Genomic DNA, 18,146 nt, shown 5'->3' with positions numbered 1-18,146 from the left:
CACGCCGACTCAACTTGACCGGGGCGCGACGCCGTAGTCCCAGCCGCCGTCGGCCGCGCGGCGCAGCACCACCCGCTGTTCACCTTCCGGCCATTGATCGGCTGACCCGAGGTCCACGGCAACGGGTTCGGTGGGGACTTGCCCGCCGACCCCCGCCACCACGACCTCGTGGCGGCTGGTCTGACCGGGCACATGCATGTGCGAGTGCGCGCTGACGCGGGACTCGACGCCACACCACCGGCTGGTGCCGGGCGGCAGGTGGCAGACGGTCAGGGGCAGCCCGATGTCGTCGGCCAGCGCGGACAGCTCGACGGCCCAGCGGCCTGTCCGGTATCCGGCGGTCCCGCCCGCGTCGGCGACGATCAGCAGCCGGTTTGCCCGCGGGCCGCAGCGTTGCCACCAGGTGCGGATGGTCGCCGCCGCCAGGACGACGGTGTGCTGGTCAGCGTCGACATTGTCCCAATTGCCGTCCACATCGGCTCCGACCAGCACTTTCTTGGCGATGTTGAGACTGATGACCGGGTCTCCCGCGCCGAGGTGGTCGGCCGCGAGGTTGTGGGCGTGGCGGAACTGGGTGTCCCGGTCGACGCGGCCCGCGTCGACCGCCTTGGCGTTGCCCAGCAGGATGAAACCCTGATCGCGCAGCAGCTTGGCGACGGTCGGCGCCGACAGCGGGTGGCCCGCGTGGGCCAGCGTCTGGGCCAACTGGCGCGTCGACTTCGTCGTCCACAGCAGGGGGGCCGCCTGCCCGCCGGGCTCCATGAGCGACAGCAGCGCCTGGACGCCGTCGTCGCCCGCGGCGGCGGGCTTGCGTCCGCCGCCGGGGCGGCGGGCGCGTCCGTCGAGGCTCGGCCCGCCCAGCAACTCGGCCATGCCTCGCGAGACGGTGATCGCGCTGGCCCCGGCCGCCCGCGCGACCGCCTTCACTCCCCCGCGACCCAGCGCTCGGGCCTCCGCGCCGAGGACGAGTCGGCGCTGTCGTTCATTCAGGTGTGGCAACAATGCGGCGAACTTCGCCGCTAACGCCTCATCTGAATTCACGGTGCAGCAATATCACGGGGATCACGGCCTGCCCGAACAAAGTAAATGTTATTCCTTTGCAGGAGCCTCCGTAGGACGCGGCGATGCGGAGAACCGGCCGCGCAGCCCAACGGCGCGCGACGACTGAATTGCCTATCGATGGTGTTTGCGGACTCAAGGACATAGGTGATCTTGCGTATTCAGCTCAGCCGGAGCGCCGCGTCCGCCGCTCGCGCAGGGCGGTCGCGGCGAGTGCGGCGGTGAGCCTTGCGGTCGCGGCGATCTTGCGGATGCGGGTGTGCGCGGGGACGGTGCCGACCTTGTCCGCGGGCAGGGTGTCGAGTCTGCGCAGCAGGCGGCGGAAGCTGTCCACCTGCCGCAGCAGCAGCGGTACGTCCACGTAGTCGCCAGGATGGTCGCTGAGCAGGTACTGCGGGGCGGTGACCAGCGAGATGTTGGGGATGCGCGCGAGGGTCAGCGGCTGCCCCTCGCCGAACTGGATCACCGGCGTCGGGGCGCAGACGAGCGGCGGGCCTGACTCGGCTCCGCGCCATTCGACGGACGCGACCGCCTTGAGTTCCCTGGTGGTGGCGTAGAGCAGCTCCGGCTCGGCGCGTCCGGTCGGGCCGTAGCCGCCGGTGGCGGGATCGTCGGCGTACTCCACCGCGCCGAGGTGTTCGGCCACCAGCCCGGCGACCGCGCGCCGCTGTCCGTCGCCGCCCGCCCACCAGTCTCGGTGGTCGTCCAGCCAGCGGGTGGTGGCCTGGCCGTGGCCATCGATGACGGCCGGAATTCGCAGGTGGCCCGCGGTGAACACGAACACGACGCTGCGTTCGGGCCGCCGGGCGACGACGTCCCTGGCCAGCTCGACCAGGGCGAGGTGCCCGTTCTCCTCGACCACGTTGGTACCGTCGCTGTGGGTGATCACCAGCACGGTTTCGTCCGGCCGCTCGGCGCCCTCGACAACCGTCCACACTGTCCTCATCGCACTGTCCGGCGTGAGCGCCGCGTCGAGCACCAGCTCGGCCGGGTCGCCCCGCTCGGCGCGGGCGAGGACCGTGTCGGCGGCCTCGCCCGCCACGAGTACGGCCGGAATGTCCTGATACGGCAAGGTGAACGGGACCTGTTGGCCGCGGGCGTTGGCGGCGCTGATGCCGCGCCAGGCGAACACGACCGCGCGGGCGCCCGCGCGCTTTGCCTTGGCGAGTCCGCGTTCGGCGGACAGCGTGGCGGCGAGCACCGGGTGGGTCACCGTGCCCCACGGAGCGCCTTGTCCCCAACTGCGGACCAGCGCGTCGAAGGGCACTGGCCGGTTGCGCAGCTCGACCACGGCGACGCCGTCGGGAGCCGTGGACCGCTCAAGCAGCCCCAGCGGCCCACGGACTCCCTCGGCGCCGGTCGTCCCCGAGTAGGGGAACACCGACGAGATTTCCACCGGCCTGCCGCCGACGGTCAGCGTGAGCCCGCCAGGGGTGCTGGGCAGGTCCCACCGGTCGAAGCGCAGGACGTCCTCGCGGACCGTCAGGCCCAGGTCCGCCCAGTGCGCGGCGACGTGGTCGACGAGGCGGTCGTGGCTCGCGGAGCCGGGGAAGCGGGGCCCCAGCTCCGCCAGCAGCTCGAGTTCGGCGACCGCCTCGTCGTGCTCCACCTCAGCCGGCCAGCGCGTTGCGCTCGAAGCGAGACCAGACAGGCGAGTCGCAGTAACCGCAGTCCGCGCCGGAGAACTCGGTGCGGGCGTTCGCGTCGGCCAAGAGTTCGGCGCGGAACCACGCGGTGACGGGTCCGCGGAAACCGCCGCCGTTGCCGCCCGCGGTGAAGTGGCCCGCGCCCGCCAGTTCGCCGTAGACCGCCGGGATGTGGGTGGCCTTCTGGTAGCGCGGGTACACGAGTTGGCTCGGGACCACGATCTGGTCGTTCTGTCCGGCGAGGAAGAACGTGGGCCCGTGCAAGGCCGCGACGTCGCCCTGGGGGCCGGGTTCGATCGGCACCACGGTGTCCACCCGAGGATCGGCGCCTGCCGCGATGGCCCCGCCGCCGCCCTGGGAATGCCCCGTCGCACCGACCCTGGTCAGGTCGACCTTGCCCGCGTAGACATCGCCGGCCGTGTTGTTCCGCGTCGCCAGATAATCCAGGCCCGCCAACATCTCCCGACCCGAACCGGCCTGCGTGGTCTTCGCCGCGGCCACGATGAACCCATGCGAGGCGAAGTGCCGCAGCAGCGCGTCGTAGGACGACGGCGTCGCCCAAGTCCCGTTGCCCCAGATGATCACCGCGTGCGCGCCGCAGCCCCCGAGTTGGGTGGGCCGGTAAATGGTGTGCGCGCTCCCGCCCGCCTCGACGGTGACCGGGAACGGGCCTGCTGCCGCCCAGTCCGACGGCGCGGGCGGGCACTCAGCCGCCGCGGCCTGGCCCACCACGGGCACGGCGGCGGCGATGGCCGCGACAAATCCAAGGGCGATCAGTCGTTTCCTCATGGTGTGCACTCCCTTGTGCGGCGGGGTCGGCCCACAGTGTGGCCACGTAACGCCGCGTCCGGATATAGGTGAAATCGCGTATCCGCGTACTCCGCCGGATGGAGCCGGCGGGCCTGCCACTGCCGACTGACGTGGAACACGTATGTCTCTACGTCAAACGACCGATGCCCGATCAGCCCGCGCCACGGGAGGCTCGCGGTCCACGTGGAGGGGCCGAATTCTCGCCACGGAGATCCAACAAAGCGGCGTACCGAACTTGTTCGGCTGACGGAGGAATCGACACATGCGGAAGTGGCGCAAACTAGGGGCCGCGGTGGGTATCGCGGCCATGATCGCCGCCGGGACCGGCCTGGCTAACGCGGGCCCCGGCATCGAGGGCAATCCTTACCAGCGGGGTCCCGCGCCGACGACGGCCAGTATCGAGGCGCCGACCGGAGCGTTCGCGGTGGCGGCCACGCCGGTTCCCGGCGGGAACGGCTTCGGCGGCGGAACCCTGACCTACCCGACCGACACCAGTCAGGGCACGTTCGGCGCGGTGGTCGTCACGCCCGGATTCCTCTCGCCGGAGATGAAATGGTACGGCCCGCGGCTGGCCTCGCAGGGCTTTGTCGTGCTCACCATCGCGACCAACACCGCGGTGGACCAGCCGGGCGCGCGGGCGGCGCAAATGCTGGCCGCGCTGAAGTATCTGGTGGAGCAGAGCCCGGCCAAGGACCGCATCGATGGCTCCCGGCTGGCGGTGATGGGCCACTCCATGGGCGGTGGCGGCTCCCTTGAGGCCGCGGAAATGCATCCGGCGCTCAAGGCCGCCATCCCGCTCGAACCATGGGACCTGGGCAAGAACTTCAGCGCGGTGCGCACCCCGACGCTGATCGTCGGTGGACAGAACGACTGGATCGCACCGGTCGGGCAGCACGCCGTCCCGTTCTACAACAGCATTCCCGCGGGCGTGAACAAGGCCTACATCGAACTCGCGGGTGGAAGCCATTTCGTGCCGATGTCCCCGAACGTCACGATCGCGAAGTACAGCATCGCGTGGCTGAAGCGGTTCGTCGACAACGACACCCGGTACGACCAGTTCCTGTGCCCGGTCCCGCAGGCCGCCGCGATCTCGGTGTCCAAGGGGACCTGCCCGCACACCTGATCACCGAACGCCGCCGCATAACCGAACGCCGCTGCCCCGCCTGGCCATGGTCAGGCGGGGCAGCGGCGTGTCTGGCACCGGTGCCACCGCTGGGCTAGGTTGAGGCGCTGCGCTGGTGAGGTGAGGATGGCGGGAACCGACAACGGTGTGCGGGCCCCTGGCGAGCTGACCAGTTTCGTGGGTCGGCGACGCGAGGGCGCAGAGGTGCGCAGGTTGCTGGGGGTGAGCCGGATGGTCACCTTGACCGGGCCGGGCGGCGTGGGCAAGACCCGGCTCGCCGCCCGGGTCGCGCGGGACACCGGACGGGCGTTCGCTGACGGAGTGGTGTTCGTCGGCCTCGCCGAGCTGCGCGAGGCGGAAGCGCTGGCCAACCTGGTCGCCGACCGCCTGGGTCTGCACGAGGTGTCCGGCCGAGCCGGTGCCGCCGCCGTGTTCGAGCATCTGCGAGGTCGCCGCGCACTGGTGGTGCTGGACAATTGCGAGCACGTGATCGACGCCGCCGCCGAGTTCGCCCGCGCGCTGCTGACCGAGTGTCCCAAGGTGACAGTGCTGGCCACCAGCAGGCAGTCACTGGGGGTCGAGGGCGAGCATGTGCTGCCGGTGCCGCCGCTGGCGGTGCCGGACGATCATGACCGGCCGCTCGACGAGTTGCTCGACTATGACGGGGTGGCGCTCTTCGTGGAGCGGGCTTCCGCCACGGTGCCCCAGTTCCGGCTGAGCGCCGACAACCAGGCTGACGTGGTCCGGCTGTGCAGGCGGGTGGACGGACTGCCATTGGCGATCGAACTGGCCGCGACCCGGATCCGAGTGCTGTCGCCCGCGCAGATCGCCGATCGGCTGACCGAGGGACTGGCGCTGCTCACCATCGGCACTCGCACCGCGCCGCCGCGCCAGCAGACCCTGCGGGCGACGATCGACTGGAGCTTCGAGCTGTGCTCGGAACCGGAGCGCGAGGTCTGGGCCCGGGCGTCGGTCTTCGCGGGTTCGTTCGACCTGGAGGCCGCCGAGCACGTCTGCGGCGACGACGGGGTGCTGGACCTGATCCACCGACTGCTGGACAAGTCGGTGCTGGTGCGCGATGCCGACGACGCGGGCGACTGCGGCGTGGCGCGCTTTCGGATGCTCGAGCCGTTGCGCGAGTACGGACACGAACACCTGGTGCGGTCCGGGCTGGCGGACGAGGCGGCGCGGGCGCACCGGGACTGGTTCGACCGGCTCACCGAGCGTGCCGACGCCGACTGGGTCAGCCCGCGCCAGGTGGCCTGGATCAATCGGATGCGGCGGGACCAGGCGAACCTGCGGGCCGCCTTGGACTGGTCGACCAGCACGCCGGGTGAGGCGGAAGTCGCACTGCGGATGGCGATGCGGGTGCACGAGTACTGGGCGTTGCGCGGTCTCACGGTGGAGGCGCGGACCTGGTTGGACCGGGCGCTGGCCGCGCTGCCCCCGGATCACCCGGACCGGGCTCGCGCACTGTGCCTGACCGCGCTGTTCGCGCTGCTGCACTCCGACCTCGACCTCGCGAACGCGCGGCTGGACGAGGCGGCCCGCATCGGCGGCGACGATGCCGCGCCATACCTGTCCTGCATGCGCAGCCTCGCCCTGATCATGGCGGCCAAACCGGGCTCGGCCAAATTGGCCGGGGAGGCGGCGGCCCTGTTCCGCGAGCGCGGCGACCCGCGCCATGAGCTGCATCCCCTGTTCCTGCACGGCGTCGGCTCGGCCTACCGGGGCGAGTTCGACGCGAGCCGGGCCGCGATACACCGGATGATCACGCTCACCGAGCAGGCAGGCGACACGTACTACCGGGCCATGGCGCACTTCGGGCTGGCTGTGGTCGAACTGCTCGGTGGGAACATCGAGATCGCCGAGGGCGCCGCGAAAGCGGCACTGCGGTTGGACATCGAAGCGGGCATTCGGCTCGATCAGGCCTACCACACCGATGCGCTGGCGTGGGTGGCCAACTGCCAGGGTGACCACGAGCGAGCCGCGAGGCTGTTCGGGATCGCGGCGGCACACTGGGACGCACTTGGCGCGTCGCCGGACCTAGCGGTATCGCTCGCGCATCGCTTCCACCTGCACAACACCCGCGAGGCGCTGGGCGAACGCCGATTCGACGAGGCTTTCGCTGTCGGGCGCGCGATGCCACCGGACCGGGCAGAAAGCTATGCCCTCGGGTCCGACACCTCCCCGCCCGAGGAGCATCCGTCACTGCTCACCCCACGCGAACTGGAGATCGCGCGGCTGGTGTCGGACGGCATGACCAACCGGGAGATCGCGAACAAACTGGTCATCGCGACACGCACCGCCGACACCCACGTGCGGAACATCCTGAACAAACTCGACTTCGTCAACCGGGCACAAATCGCCGCATGGATGGTCAGAGACGCCGCGACCGAGGACCGCTCAATGCCGCGGTCGACCGGCTCACAGACTGTCGGGTAGCGGCCCGGCGCGCAGGTGTCCATTTGCGACGCTACGCTGCGCCACTTCGCCGCTCGCCTGCCTACACCACCGGCGGCGGGTCACCATCGACGCGCGGAAGTCCGAGATCGCAGGCAGGGCAAGCGATCTCGGACTTCGGCGGCGGGTTACCGGCTCGCGTTCGCCGACCATGGGAAGCGAAGTGTCGGGGCGTACTGGCTGCGCTGGTAGGCGGCACAGAACCCGGCTTCGTCGCCCGCGTACCGCGGATCGAGCGCGACCAATGCGGGCCGCATGGCGTTCCACACCCGTTTGTGGCCCTCGTTGGTGCTGTCGTCCCGGACGGTGATCACCAGATCGAGCCCGCGGTGCAGCGACACCCGCTGTCCGCCCACCCCGGCCGCCCAGGCGAGACCGATGTCGTGGCGCTCGTCGGTGTACGGGGTGCCGTTGTAGTTGTGCGTGGTGGCGTCGAACGGGGCGTGCGGGTGACGCGGCCAGGTGCTGTACGGCGAGCACGCGGTGTCATTGGTGCCGGATGAGTAGGTCCATCCCTGATAGGCGTTCATTTGGGTGAGGTAGCCATATCCGGTGTTGGTGTCCTCGAACGCCGGATGCGTCATCCGGTAGACGAACTTCTCCTCGAGCAGCCGCGTGCCCTGCCAGGTGCCCTTCTGCATCAACAACAGCCCGAGCCTGGACAGGTCCTGGGTGGTGCTGTTGAGGCTGTAGGCGATGCTCGAACCGCCCCAGTTCGAGTCACGCATGCCGAGCACGTCGAACAGGTATCGCTGCGCGAACTGCTGGACGTTGGTGACGCCGGGGAACGCGGCGGGCTCGCGCTGGATCGCCCGGTTCATCACGGTGATCAGCCGATCGATCTCGACCAAGCCGAGCGCGTCGTAGATCCAGGCGCCCTTCCGGTCGGTCGCCAGGTTCAGTTTGGCCGACGTCATCGCCAGCACGTGCGCGAGCGTGGCCTGCGGGTTGATCAATCCGGCCTCCCAACCGGACAGCCATTCCCGAACCGGGTCGGTGTCCTCCAGGGTGCTGCTGCGCTGGGAGATCATGCCGAACAGAGTCGCGGCAAAGGTCTTCGTCACCGAGGCGACGTGGTACGTCGAGGTCGTGTCGGCCGGACGGTTGACCCAACACAGCTTCCCGTACCGCACGATGGTGAACGGGATGCTCGGCAGCGCCGCGTTCGCCCGGTCGAGCAGCACCGGGTCCAGCCCGCACTGCGCGGCCACCTGGTCGCGAGGCACCTGTGCCCAAGGCGCGGACCCCGGATCAGCCGCGGCGATGGCGGTGCCCGCAGGCCCAGGCGTGGGCGCCGCGGCCCCGGTCAGCGGCACAAGCACCGCCGCACTGAGCGCCACCGCCACCGCACCAGGCCACCTGAGGTGTTTCCGCACCATCTGACTCCTCACCGCGTGCCGCCAAGTCGATTGCTGAACAAGCCTGCACGAGCTCCACATCGGACACAATGGACTCGACCACCACACTTTTCGGCGAATCGTTGTGACTGAACACAATTCGCTGGATTATCAAATAGTGACAAAGCGCGATCGCGACGCCGACCGGCGGGAACTGAGGGGTCACTGTGGGACGTTCGTGTGTGCTGACAGTCGATGACGCGGTGCTCGGAGCGGGGCAAGAGGGTTGGAGCGTTCTCTTGGTCGAGCGCGCCCGTCCTCCCTTCGAACAAGGACTGGCACTACCAGGAGGTGTCGTAGAAGCCCGAGAGCGACCGGAAGCGGCGGCGTGCCGGGAGGTGGCGGAAGAGACGGGGTTGGAACTCGCCGAGATCGACCTGGTACCCGTACGGTGGGCCTCCGACCCCGATCGGGGTCCCCGCGGTCGTTACGGGCGCGAACGCCGGACCGGGTTCGTGGGACGACGACCTCGAGGACATCCAGAGCCACTACCTCGATTCCGGTGGCGAGTTCGTGGTCGGCGCCCTAGGCGGATTCATCCTCGCGATGGGCGCGCTGCGCCCGATCGAGCCAGGAGTGGCGGAGCTCAAGCGGATGCGGGTTCATCCCACCTGGCAAGGCCGTGGTTTCGGCCGCTTGATCCTCGATCACCTGGAGCAGCGAGCCATCGCTCTCGGCTTCCACACCCTGCTCCTCGACACGACACCCCACCAACACGCGGCGATCGGGCTGTACCGCACTCGCGGGTTCACACAGACCGGGACGGGCATCGTGGCGAATCAGCCTTCCCTGTTCTTTCAGAAACAAGTCGCCAAGTAGTCACGAGCCACGAACCCATGACCCGCACACACTGTCAGTATGATCCACAAAGGACTCTCCCCAGCGGAAACCCAGGCGCCCCTTGGACACGTCACCCCATAAGCGGGCTCTCGCCGCTACTACGAAAGCCGGCGGTGCGGGACGCTTCCTCGGCCGGGGCGTCCTTGTGCTCGGCCCACCAGGCCGCGAACAGCGGGTTGGTGCCGACCAGCTTCGAGTAGGCCTCCAGCAGCGCGATCCGGGCCTGTTCCGCCGTGGCCGCCACCGTCGTCTCCTCGTGCCAGATCAGCACGATCTCTTGGCGCAGCGGGGTGCCCGCGATATTGCGGATCACCAGGCCTGGGCCTTCGCGGACGACCGGCTTGGCCAGCGTGACCGCACCGGCCTGGACCAGGGCGCGGGTGGTGGCCGAGTCGGAGACCTGGTGCTTGATCTTCGGGGTGAACCCGCTTCCCGCGCACGCGCGAAGCAGCGCGAGCTGCTCCGGGACCTCGCCGACCGGGGGCAGGACCCAGTTCTCGTCGGCGAGTTCGCGCAGGTCGATGTCGCCGACACCGGCGAGGCGGTGCGTGTCGGACACGGCCACGAACATGGGGGCGCTGATCATCACTTGGCTGTGCAACTGAGCGGGCAGCGGGGTGCGGAAACCGGGATTCTCCTCCAGGATGGCGAAGTCGACCTTGCCGTCGAGGACCTTGCGGGCCAGTTCCACCGGGGTGGACTCGATGTACATGGCGGTCTCGACGTTGCCGAGGCGCTCGGCGATCGCGGTGGCGAACAGCGGCACGATCAGACCGGGCGGACCGCCGACACGGATCATGCCCGCGACCGTCACCGCCTGAATGCGCTGCTTGAGCCCGGCCATCATCTCGTCGACGTCAGTGAGGACCAGTCGGGCGGCCGACAGGGCATAGCTGCCCAGGTCGGTCGGCACGACGCCGGTGCCGGAGCGGGCGAACAGCAGGCCGCCCACGCGGCGCTCGAGTCGTTGCAGCTGGGCGGTCAGCGCGGGTTGCGAAATCCCGAGTTGAACGGCGGCCTTGGACAGGCTGCCCGCGTCCGCGACAGCGATGATGACTCGAAGATGACGGAGCTCCAGCTCGTGCACACCAAAGTTATGCTCCGCGGCTCGACATTGTGCAAGTCCGGGCCCGACTGATGGCGAGACCGCGTGTCGAAAGGCCCGGCGAAGTCCATCCCGGACGTCGGCCGAACCTGTTATTGGTCAACGAGTGGCCGTGGCGCGGTCAGCGGGTGCCGACCGCGCCACGGTCGCTTTCGTTACGACACGGTCAGTGCCGTGTCATCGACTGCGAACGTCGTCTGCAGCGAGACGTCCTCGTTCACCAGCCACCTGAGCCGGATCGTCTGCCCCTTGTAGGCCGACAGGTCGTACGTCTTCTGGACGTAGGACGTGCTCTTGTTCAGGTTGGACAGAGTGCCGAGGGTGCCCAGCACGGTGCCCGAGCTGTTGAGGACCTGCAGCTGCAACTTGTCGAACGCCGTGCTCGTCGTGGTCTCGGCGGTGTCGATCCGGACCCAGTAGGAGACGCTCGCGCTCGCCGCCGAGGCGGGGATGGTCACCTGCTGGTACAGGTTCTCCGACGAAGTGTTGCCGTTGCCGCCCAGGAGGGCCCACCACGATCCACCGTGCGTCGGGCGGGTCGTGGAGTTCACGATGACGCCCGCCGTGGTCCCGCTCCAGCCGGTGTTGCCGGATTCGAAGCCGGGGTTGGCCAGCAGCTGGTTGGGCTGCGTCGCCGCCGTGACGGTCCAGGTGAAGGCGGTGTTACCGCTGCCACCCTTGCCGTCAGTCACGGTGACGGTCACGTTGGACGTGCCCGCCGCCGTCGGGGTGCCCGAGATCAGACCGTTGCTCGCACCGATGCTCAGGCCGGTCGGCAGACCCGACGCCGCGTAGGTCAGCACGTCGTTGTTCGCGTCGGCGGCCTGGATCTGCAGGTTCACCGCGGTGTTGATCTGCGTGGACTTGTTGCCGGGGTTGGTCACGACCGGGTTGGCGTTGACCGCGCCGCCTGCGCCGAACTTGCCGTCGACGACCAGGGCGAACTTCTGCGGTCCCTGCGGAACGTTGAAGCCGCGAACCCGCACGGTCCACTCACCCGCGACCGGGTTCTGCAGGTAGACGTTCTCCAGGTTGTTGCGACGGTCCGCGGTGCCGCCGGAGTTCGACCAGCCACCGGCGAAGACGTTGCCGCGGTAGACGGTGCCGGTGGGCGAGACGACCTCGAGGTCAAGGTCGTTGACCAGGGTGACCCCCACGTTGATGGCCGCTTCCTTGTCCGAGTACGCCATGGTGATCTTCAGCGGCTGACCGGCCTCGACGGTGTACTTCGTCTCCGAGACCCCGCCGGTGGCCAGACCCGCGACGGCCTCGTCGACGAACTTCGCGGTGCCCGCGGTGGCCTTGTCCAGGTTCACCAGACCCCAGCCCTCGTGTGCGTTCGGCACAGGCAGGTCGTTGTCGTTCGCGCCGTCACCGTTCTCGTCGAGCAGGTCGGTCGCGGAGTTGACCATGGTGCCCTTGACCAGCGCCGCGCTGGCGTTGACGGTGTGCTTCTTGTTGTAGAAGTCGCGCACCACGGTGGCGCCACCGGCGGCCAGCGGGTTCGACATCGACGTGCCGCTGAAGTACTTGTAGTCGTCGTTCAGCGGGAAGCCGTAGCCGTCGTTCTGCCAGCCGTTGTTCCGCGGGTTGGCAGCGCCGTCGTACCCCTGCTGGTACCTGTCCGAGTAGCCGGACAGGATCCACGAGCCGGGAGCCACGATGTCGGGCTTGATCCGGCCGTCGTCTGTCGGGCCGCGGCTGGAGAACGCCGCGACCTGCTGCGCGTTGCCGGTCTGCGGGTCCGACGCGATCGGCTCGGCCGGGTACTTCGCAGGCCACCGAGCGCCCCAGGACGGGATGATGTTCTGGCCGTTGAGGTCGCGGCACGAGCGGTTGCCGATGATCGGCTGCTCGCTGTCGATCTGCGCGGGGTAAACCAGGGACGCGTCACACGGCGACTGCGCCTTGCCGTTCTCCGAGGCGCCGACCGTCAGCACGTTCTTGCCCGTGGCCGGGGCGCCCATGGAGTCGTTGTCGATGACACCGTCGCCGTTGGCGTCGGTGCCCGAGTTGCCCGCGCTGAAGGTGATCAGCATGTCGCGGTGGGTGTTGATGAAGCGGTCGGCATGCTGCGAGGTGGCGGTGTAACTGCCTGCCGCGGCCGAACCCCACGAGTTGGCGTGGATGCGGGCGCCGCCGTCGTAGGCCTGCTGGAACAGCCGCGCCAGATCGGCGGGCAGGCCGTGCAGGCCGTAGCCGTCGCTCTGCGCGCAGAGCGCGTCGGCGTAGTCCTCGACGGCCTGGAAGATCAGGCGCGCGCCGTACGCGGCGGCCTTGCCCACACCATCGGCCTGGCCATCGCCGACGACCGAGACCGCGACGTGCGTGCCGTGGCCGCTGTCGACGTCCGCGGGGCCATCCGGCATCACGTTGTAGCAGAGGCTGTCGGCGCCGGGCCAGTCGTGGATCGCCACCATGCGACCGGCCGGGATGTCCGGGTGCGCGGTGGCCGCGGTACCGCCACCGAGGCCGGTGTCGGCAACCGCCACGATCTGCGTGGAACCGTCATACCCGCGGGCATTGGCCTGCGTCGCGCGCATGACCGTGCCCGCGGCGTGCTCGTTGTGCTTCTCCGGAAGCTGGAACTGGTCGAGCGAAGCCACGTCCTCGATGCCGGCGATCTTGCCTGCCTGGCCTGCCTCGGCGGCGACCAGCAGCGTGCCGTCGGACTGATCGGTGACGACCGCGCCGGTCGCCTCGGCGGCGCGGCGGACCGCGGCCAGGTCCACGCCCTGCTCGGCGCGGACGGTGTAGATGCCCGCCTTGCCCTCGTCGATCTTCGCCTTGGCGTCCTTGGTGACCTTCCATGCGGACTGGAAACGGCCGACGTAGTGCACGCCGGCGAGCTTGCCCGCACGGTTCGCCTGACCCGGGTTCATCCGGACCTTGAACGCGTAGTCGGGGATGTACTCGACGATCGTGGCGCCCAAGGCGGTCAGGCCGGCTTTCCAGTCCTCGCGGACCGGGCCCTCGAACTGGACGAGGTAGCTGCCGCGCTCACTCGCGCCGAGCGACCGGGCCTCGAGACCGTGCGGCACGGCGGCCAGCGAACTCGGCAGGAATTCGCCGGTCACCAGACGGATGGGAGCTTCTGCGGGAGATGCGGCGTTGGCGTGACCTGGGATTGCCACGGCCGCACCGACTAACACCGTTGAGACTACGAGCGTGATGGCCCGTCGTCTCGGATTGGCACCGAGCATGAGCTTTGTCCTCACGTGTGCAGGGTTGGGACACGACCCCTTTCGGCCTGCGGACGCCTAGCCCTCACTTGGCGTCCACGGTCCTTTCGACCGCCGGCGGAAATTTTGTCGCTAGTGGACTATGACCTGGGTCATACCGGTTCGGACTAATCCCGGGCACCCATAACATGCGCGTGAACAGCGCTAGGCCTGGTCTATGCCCAGCGCCTTCGCGAGTTGGCGCTTGGGGATGCCGCCGAACTTCGTGCGCACCCGCAGGATGTAGTTGCGGGCCGTGCTCAGCGTGATCCCGAGCGTCTCGGCGATCTCCGCCGCGGTGAGCCCGCGGGCGGCGAGCAGGGCGACCTCGCGCTCGCGCGCCGTCAGACCCGCCGAGGTGCGGCGCGACTGGCTGGCGGGCACGGGGGTGTGGTCACTCCAGCGGGCCAGGGCGCGATCGCGCACGACGGCGGCCAGCGACCGGTCGGCACCACAGCGCTCGAGCAGGGCCATCGCCGCTCGGCGCAGGTCGTTGCCCGACTTCGGGGCGACGACGGCGGCCGCGTGCAGGGCCCGGCCCGCGGTGACGGGCTCCGGGAGCGCGGCGAAGCGGTCCGCGGCCTCGACCAGGCGGTCGCGATCACCGGCGAGCAGTCCCTCGACGTAGGCGCGGGCGGCGAGACCGCGCGGGTTGTCCGGCCACAGGTCCACCATCTCGGCGGCCTCGACCGCGGCGGCGTCCGGGTCGACCACGGCCAGCGCGATCAGCGCGTCCTCCCAGCCGAACCGGATCGGCCAGGCGCGGACCCGGCGCAGCGCGTCGATGGCCTCCCGGCCCGGGTTGGGTTCCCGGCGGGCGTGCCGGGTCAGCGCGAGCACACCCGCGGCGAAGCAGCCCACCTGCGGGTCCCAGACCATGATCCGGTCGTAGGCCGCCGCGAGCGGACCGGAGTCCAGTTCGCGGTCACGCTCGAACGCCACCGCCGCCCGCACCGCGACCCGGTAGTTCCAGGACTGCGCCGCCGTGCTGTCCGGGGGCAGTGCCGCGCCCGCGCCCGCCAGATCGCCGAGCCGCACCCGCACCCAGGCGTCCTGCACCGCGAACCGGAACGCCCAGGCCTGGCCGTGCGCGGTGCTGCGCCCCTCGGCGACGATCTCGCCCGCGCCGTCGTGATCGCCGACCCCCAGCTTGGCGAACGCCCAGTTCGTGTAGTTGAACGCGACCGTCTGCGCGGCGCCGGAGTCCGCACCGGCCACCACCACCCGCACCGTGTCCGGCCAGTGCTCCATCGCGCCCGGCTCGCCCTGGTAGGTCTCGATGATCGACAGGTGGCCCCGGCACAGCGCCACCGTCCACGGGTCGCCGAGTCGCTCGGCGAGGGTCACCGCCTCGGTGGCCAGTCGGAGCCGGTGCGCGGGCTTGCTCATGGTGTGGTCGGTCGCGATCCGGGCGAGCGTCACCGCCTGCCCGCGCACGTCACCCGCCGCGGCGAACTCGGCCAAGGCCTCCGTGCAGTACTCCTTGAAGTCCGCCGGGCGGCTGCGGGCCCAGGTCAACAGCACCGCCCCGCGCCCGGACGGGCCGCGCACCCGGGACAGGCACGCGTCCAGGACCCGGGTCGTGCGATCGACCGAGCCACCCCAGAGCAGCAGCAGGTTCGTCGTCTCCGCGGCCGCGACCAGGTCGTCGTCGGTCAGATCGGCCGAGGAGGCCAGGAAGTCCCAGACCAGATCCAGGCCCGCGTCGGGATCGCCACGCAGGCCCAACACCTGGGCGGCCCCGGCGACCCGTCGTGCCTCCGCGCTCGCCGATCGCGCGAACGAAAACAGCAGATCGGTCGATAACGGGCCATCGGAATCGGTCACAGGACAATTTTATGGGCAGTTTGTGACCTCGCAAATCGTCGTCATCGGACGTTTCCTTAGTGGACTCGGTCACAACACGACCCTGCGTCTCCCCCCGCATAGGTTTTCCGGAGGTCTTTCATGGCTCTGTCCCTGCGTGCCCGGCACGCGGTGGTCGCGCTCGCTGTCGGCGCGGGCGTCGTCGCGGTGCCCACCGCGTTCGCCGCGCCCTCCGGCGAGACGTCCGTTTCCGCGAGCGCCACCTTCGAACAGCCCTTCGGCTCGGCCACCTCGGTCGCCGCCGCCGCCGGCAAGCGCGCCTACCTGGTCCTGTTCGACCCGGCGGCGCCCGCGACCACCGTCTCGGCGATCAAGTCGGCCGTGGCCACCAAGGGCGGCACCGTCTACGCCGCCTACGACGCGATCGGCACCCTGGTCGCGCACTCGACCTCCGCCACCTTCGCCGCCGACCTGCGCGGCGTGACCGGCGTGCAGAAGGTCGGCGCCACCCGCACCAGCGATGTGCCCGCCGCGGCCGACAACCCGACGATCCCGTCGGCACCGGCGCAGACCATCCCCACCGCCAGTGAGACGTCGCGCTACGACATGACGATCATCGGCGCGGACAAGGCGTGGGCGGTCAACCAGGGCTCGCCCGACGTCGTCGTCGGCGTCCTCGACACCGGTGTCGACGACCTGCACTACGACCTCAAGGACAACTTCGTCGCGTCGAAGTCCGCGTCCTGCGCCTACGGCAAGCTCGACACCCGCCCGGGCGCGTGGCGCGAGGTGCACACCCACGGCACCCACGTCGCGGGCACCATCGCCGCCGGCAAGAACGGCAAGGGCATGGTCGGTGTCGCGCCGGGCGTGAAGATCGCCTCGGTGCGCGTCGCCGAGCCGACCACGTCGCTGTTCTTCCCCGAGAACACCATCTGCTCGTTCATCTTCGCGGGTGACCAGGGCTTCGACGTGACGAACAACAGCTACTACGTCGACCCGTGGATGTTCAACTGCCCGAGCAACCTCGACCAGGCCGCGATCCTTGAAGGCGTCAAGCGCGCCGTCGCCTACGCCGAGGGCAAGGGCGTGCTCAACGTCGCCGCCGCGGGCAACGCGAACTACAACCTCGCCGCGAAGTCGACCGACACCACCAGCCCGAACGACTCGACCGCCACCACCCGCACCGTCACCAACGACTGCCTCGACCTGCCCGCCGAACTGCCCGGCGTCGTCGCCACCTCGTCGACCACCTCGTCGAACGCGAAGTCGTCGTTCTCCAACTTCGGCCTGAACAAGATCCAGCTCGCGGCCCCCGGCTCGGGCGTCTACTCGACCGTCCCGGGTGGCGGGTACATCAGCAACGACGGCACGTCGATGGCCTCGCCGCACGTCGCCGGTGTCGCCGCGCTGCTGGCCAGCGTCCACCCGAACGACACCCCGGCGCAGCTGCGCGCCAAGCTGTACGCCCAGGCCGACGACCTGGCCTGCCCGTCCGACAGCCGCTGCACCGGCACCACGGCGAACAACGCGTTCTTCGGTGAGGGCCGCGTCGACGCCTTCGAGGCCGTCAACACCGGCACTCCGGGCAACACGGTCACCGTGACCAACCCGGGCAACCAGACCAGCACGGTCGGCACCGCGGCCTCGCTGCAGATCCAGGCGAGCGACTCCGACCCGAACCAGACCCTGACCTACTCGGCCACCGGTCTTCCGGCCGGCCTGACGATCAACTCGTCGACGGGTCTGATCAGCGGCACCCCGACCACGGCGGCCACCTCGTCGGTCACCGTGACCGTCAAGGACACCACCAACGTGTCGAAGTCGGTCACCTTCTCCTGGACGGTCGGCACCACCACGCCGAGCGGCCTGCAGAACGGCGTCCCCGTCACCGGCCTGTCCGGCGCGAAGGGCGCGGCGCTGCGGTTCACCATGACCGTCCCGGCCGGGGTGACGAACCTGAAGTTCGTGACCACGGGCGGCACCGGTGACCCCGACCTGTACGCGAAGCTCGGCACCGCGCCGACCACTACGTCCCACGACTGCAAGTCCGAGGGGTCGGCGACCGCCGAGACCTGCGCGATCACCACCGCCGGCGCTGGCACCTACCACGTGCTGATCTCCGGCTACAGCGCCTTCTCCGGCGTGAGCCTGACCGGCAGCTACCAGACCGACACCACCGCGACACTCACCAACGGTGTGGGTCAGGGCCCGCTGTCCGGGGCACAAGGCTCGTCGGCGTACTTCAAGCTGGAGGTGCCCGCGGGCGCCACCAACCTGAAGTTCACCACGACAAGCGGCACGGGCGACGCCGACCTGTACGTGCGGTCCGCCTCGAAGCCGACCACCAGCGCGTACACCTGCAAGTCGGAGAGCGCCACCACCGCCGAGACCTGCACCATCTCGTCGATAACCCCCGGCACGTACTACGTGCTGGTCTACGGGTACTCGGCGTTCTCGGGCACCACGCTGACCGGCAGCTACACGCCGTAAACACCCCTTTGACCGCCGCCCGGCCGCGTTCCACGCGGCCGGGCGGCGGCGTAACCACGAGCGGCGACTCGGCTCCCAGCGCACTGTCGCGTCCGCGGTAGGTCCCGGGCGAGTTCCTGCGCCACAAGGGTTATCTCGCTACGAGGCGCTCGCGATTCTCGGCGCACCCACCGACTGCACTAC

The 18,146-nt window shown here is 69.8% G+C and carries 11 protein-coding genes and 1 pseudogene; 5 read left to right on the top strand and 7 right to left on the bottom strand.

Annotated elements, in window-relative coordinates:
- Positions 1 to 9: 9 nt before the first annotated feature.
- From C8E96_RS14760 to C8E96_RS14750, 3 genes are all read right to left on the bottom strand, one after another.
- A complete protein-coding gene (locus C8E96_RS14760) occupies positions 10 to 1,041 on the bottom strand; it encodes an ISAzo13-like element transposase-related protein (protein ID WP_133794473.1) in 1,032 nt (343 codons plus the stop codon).
- Positions 1,042 to 1,225: 184 nt separating this feature from the next.
- The gene (locus C8E96_RS14755) at positions 1,226 to 2,668 is read right to left on the bottom strand and encodes a hypothetical protein (RefSeq protein WP_091373611.1); all 1,443 of its coding nucleotides are present in this window, start codon (positions 2,666 to 2,668) and stop codon (positions 1,226 to 1,228) included.
- Position 2,669: 1 nt separating this feature from the next.
- Entirely contained in the window at positions 2,670 to 3,494 is an 825-nt protein-coding gene (locus tag C8E96_RS14750; protein ID WP_091374237.1) for a poly(ethylene terephthalate) hydrolase family protein, read from the bottom strand.
- A 283-nt stretch (positions 3,495 to 3,777) separates the two neighbouring features.
- Here C8E96_RS14750 and C8E96_RS14745 point away from each other — a divergent pair, with 283 nt between their 5' ends.
- Together C8E96_RS14745 and C8E96_RS14740 are read left to right on the top strand one after the other, a co-directional pair.
- On the top strand, positions 3,778 to 4,638 hold the full coding sequence (locus C8E96_RS14745; protein WP_091373608.1) for a poly(ethylene terephthalate) hydrolase family protein: 861 nt from the start codon (positions 3,778 to 3,780) through the stop codon (positions 4,636 to 4,638).
- Between the two features lie 126 nt (positions 4,639 to 4,764).
- Positions 4,765 to 7,083 (top strand): ATP-binding protein, encoded by a 2,319-nt coding sequence (locus C8E96_RS14740; RefSeq protein ID WP_091373605.1) that lies wholly within the window; start codon positions 4,765 to 4,767, stop codon positions 7,081 to 7,083.
- 146 nt (positions 7,084 to 7,229) lie between these two features.
- Here C8E96_RS14740 and C8E96_RS14735 read toward each other — a convergent pair whose 3' ends face one another.
- Complete coding sequence (locus C8E96_RS14735) at positions 7,230 to 8,477, bottom strand: serine hydrolase domain-containing protein (protein ID WP_166658000.1); 1,248 nt, start codon at positions 8,475 to 8,477, stop codon at positions 7,230 to 7,232.
- 188 nt (positions 8,478 to 8,665) lie between these two features.
- Here C8E96_RS14735 and C8E96_RS14730 point away from each other — a divergent pair.
- Positions 8,666 to 8,974, top strand: a pseudogene (locus tag C8E96_RS14730) (NUDIX domain-containing protein); the annotation flags it as partial.
- The gene (locus C8E96_RS14725; protein ID WP_091373600.1) at positions 8,907 to 9,317 is read left to right on the top strand and encodes a GNAT family N-acetyltransferase; all 411 of its coding nucleotides are present in this window, start codon (positions 8,907 to 8,909) and stop codon (positions 9,315 to 9,317) included. The pseudogene C8E96_RS14730 and the gene C8E96_RS14725, both read left to right, overlap by 68 nt.
- A 91-nt stretch (positions 9,318 to 9,408) precedes the next feature.
- On the opposite strand, the gene C8E96_RS14720 is transcribed toward C8E96_RS14725, so the two are convergent.
- The 3 genes from C8E96_RS14720 to C8E96_RS14710 form a co-directional block, all read right to left on the bottom strand.
- Positions 9,409 to 10,425: a LysR family transcriptional regulator gene (locus C8E96_RS14720; RefSeq protein ID WP_091373597.1), complete on the bottom strand. Its 1,017-nt coding sequence runs from the start codon at positions 10,423 to 10,425 to the stop codon at positions 9,409 to 9,411.
- A 173-nt stretch (positions 10,426 to 10,598) separates the two neighbouring features.
- Positions 10,599 to 13,520: a S8 family serine peptidase gene (locus C8E96_RS14715; protein WP_166657999.1), complete on the bottom strand. Its 2,922-nt coding sequence runs from the start codon at positions 13,518 to 13,520 to the stop codon at positions 10,599 to 10,601.
- Positions 13,521 to 13,829: 309 nt separating this feature from the next.
- Positions 13,830 to 15,491, bottom strand: a complete 1,662-nt coding sequence (locus C8E96_RS14710; RefSeq protein ID WP_091373592.1) for a LuxR family transcriptional regulator — start codon at positions 15,489 to 15,491, stop codon at positions 13,830 to 13,832.
- Between the two features lie 120 nt (positions 15,492 to 15,611).
- On the opposite strand from C8E96_RS14710, the gene C8E96_RS14705 reads away from it, so the two are divergent.
- Positions 15,612 to 17,963 carry a S8 family serine peptidase gene (locus tag C8E96_RS14705; RefSeq protein ID WP_091373589.1) on the top strand — a complete coding sequence of 784 codons (2,352 nt, stop codon included), beginning with the start codon at positions 15,612 to 15,614 and terminating at the stop codon, positions 17,961 to 17,963.
- Positions 17,964 to 18,146 lie beyond the last annotated feature (183 nt).

The organism is Actinokineospora alba, assembly GCF_004362515.1.
Classification (GTDB): domain Bacteria; phylum Actinomycetota; class Actinomycetes; order Mycobacteriales; family Pseudonocardiaceae; genus Actinokineospora; species Actinokineospora alba.
The sequence above is the reverse complement of the archived record's forward strand: the minus strand, read 5'-3'. Positions and strand labels throughout refer to the sequence as shown.

Bases quoted from the DNA above. Each gene is read 5' to 3' on its own strand.
- C8E96_RS14750 (WP_091374237.1), bottom strand. From the start codon at position 3,494: ATGAGGAAACGACTGATCGCCCTTGGATTTGTCGCGGCCATCGCCGCC.
- C8E96_RS14745 (WP_091373608.1), top strand. From the start codon at position 3,778: ATGCGGAAGTGGCGCAAACTAGGGGCCGCGGTGGGTATCGCGGCCATG.
- C8E96_RS14740 (WP_091373605.1), top strand. From the start codon at position 4,765: ATGGCGGGAACCGACAACGGTGTGCGGGCCCCTGGCGAGCTGACCAGT.
- C8E96_RS14705 (WP_091373589.1), top strand. From the start codon at position 15,612: ATGGCTCTGTCCCTGCGTGCCCGGCACGCGGTGGTCGCGCTCGCTGTC.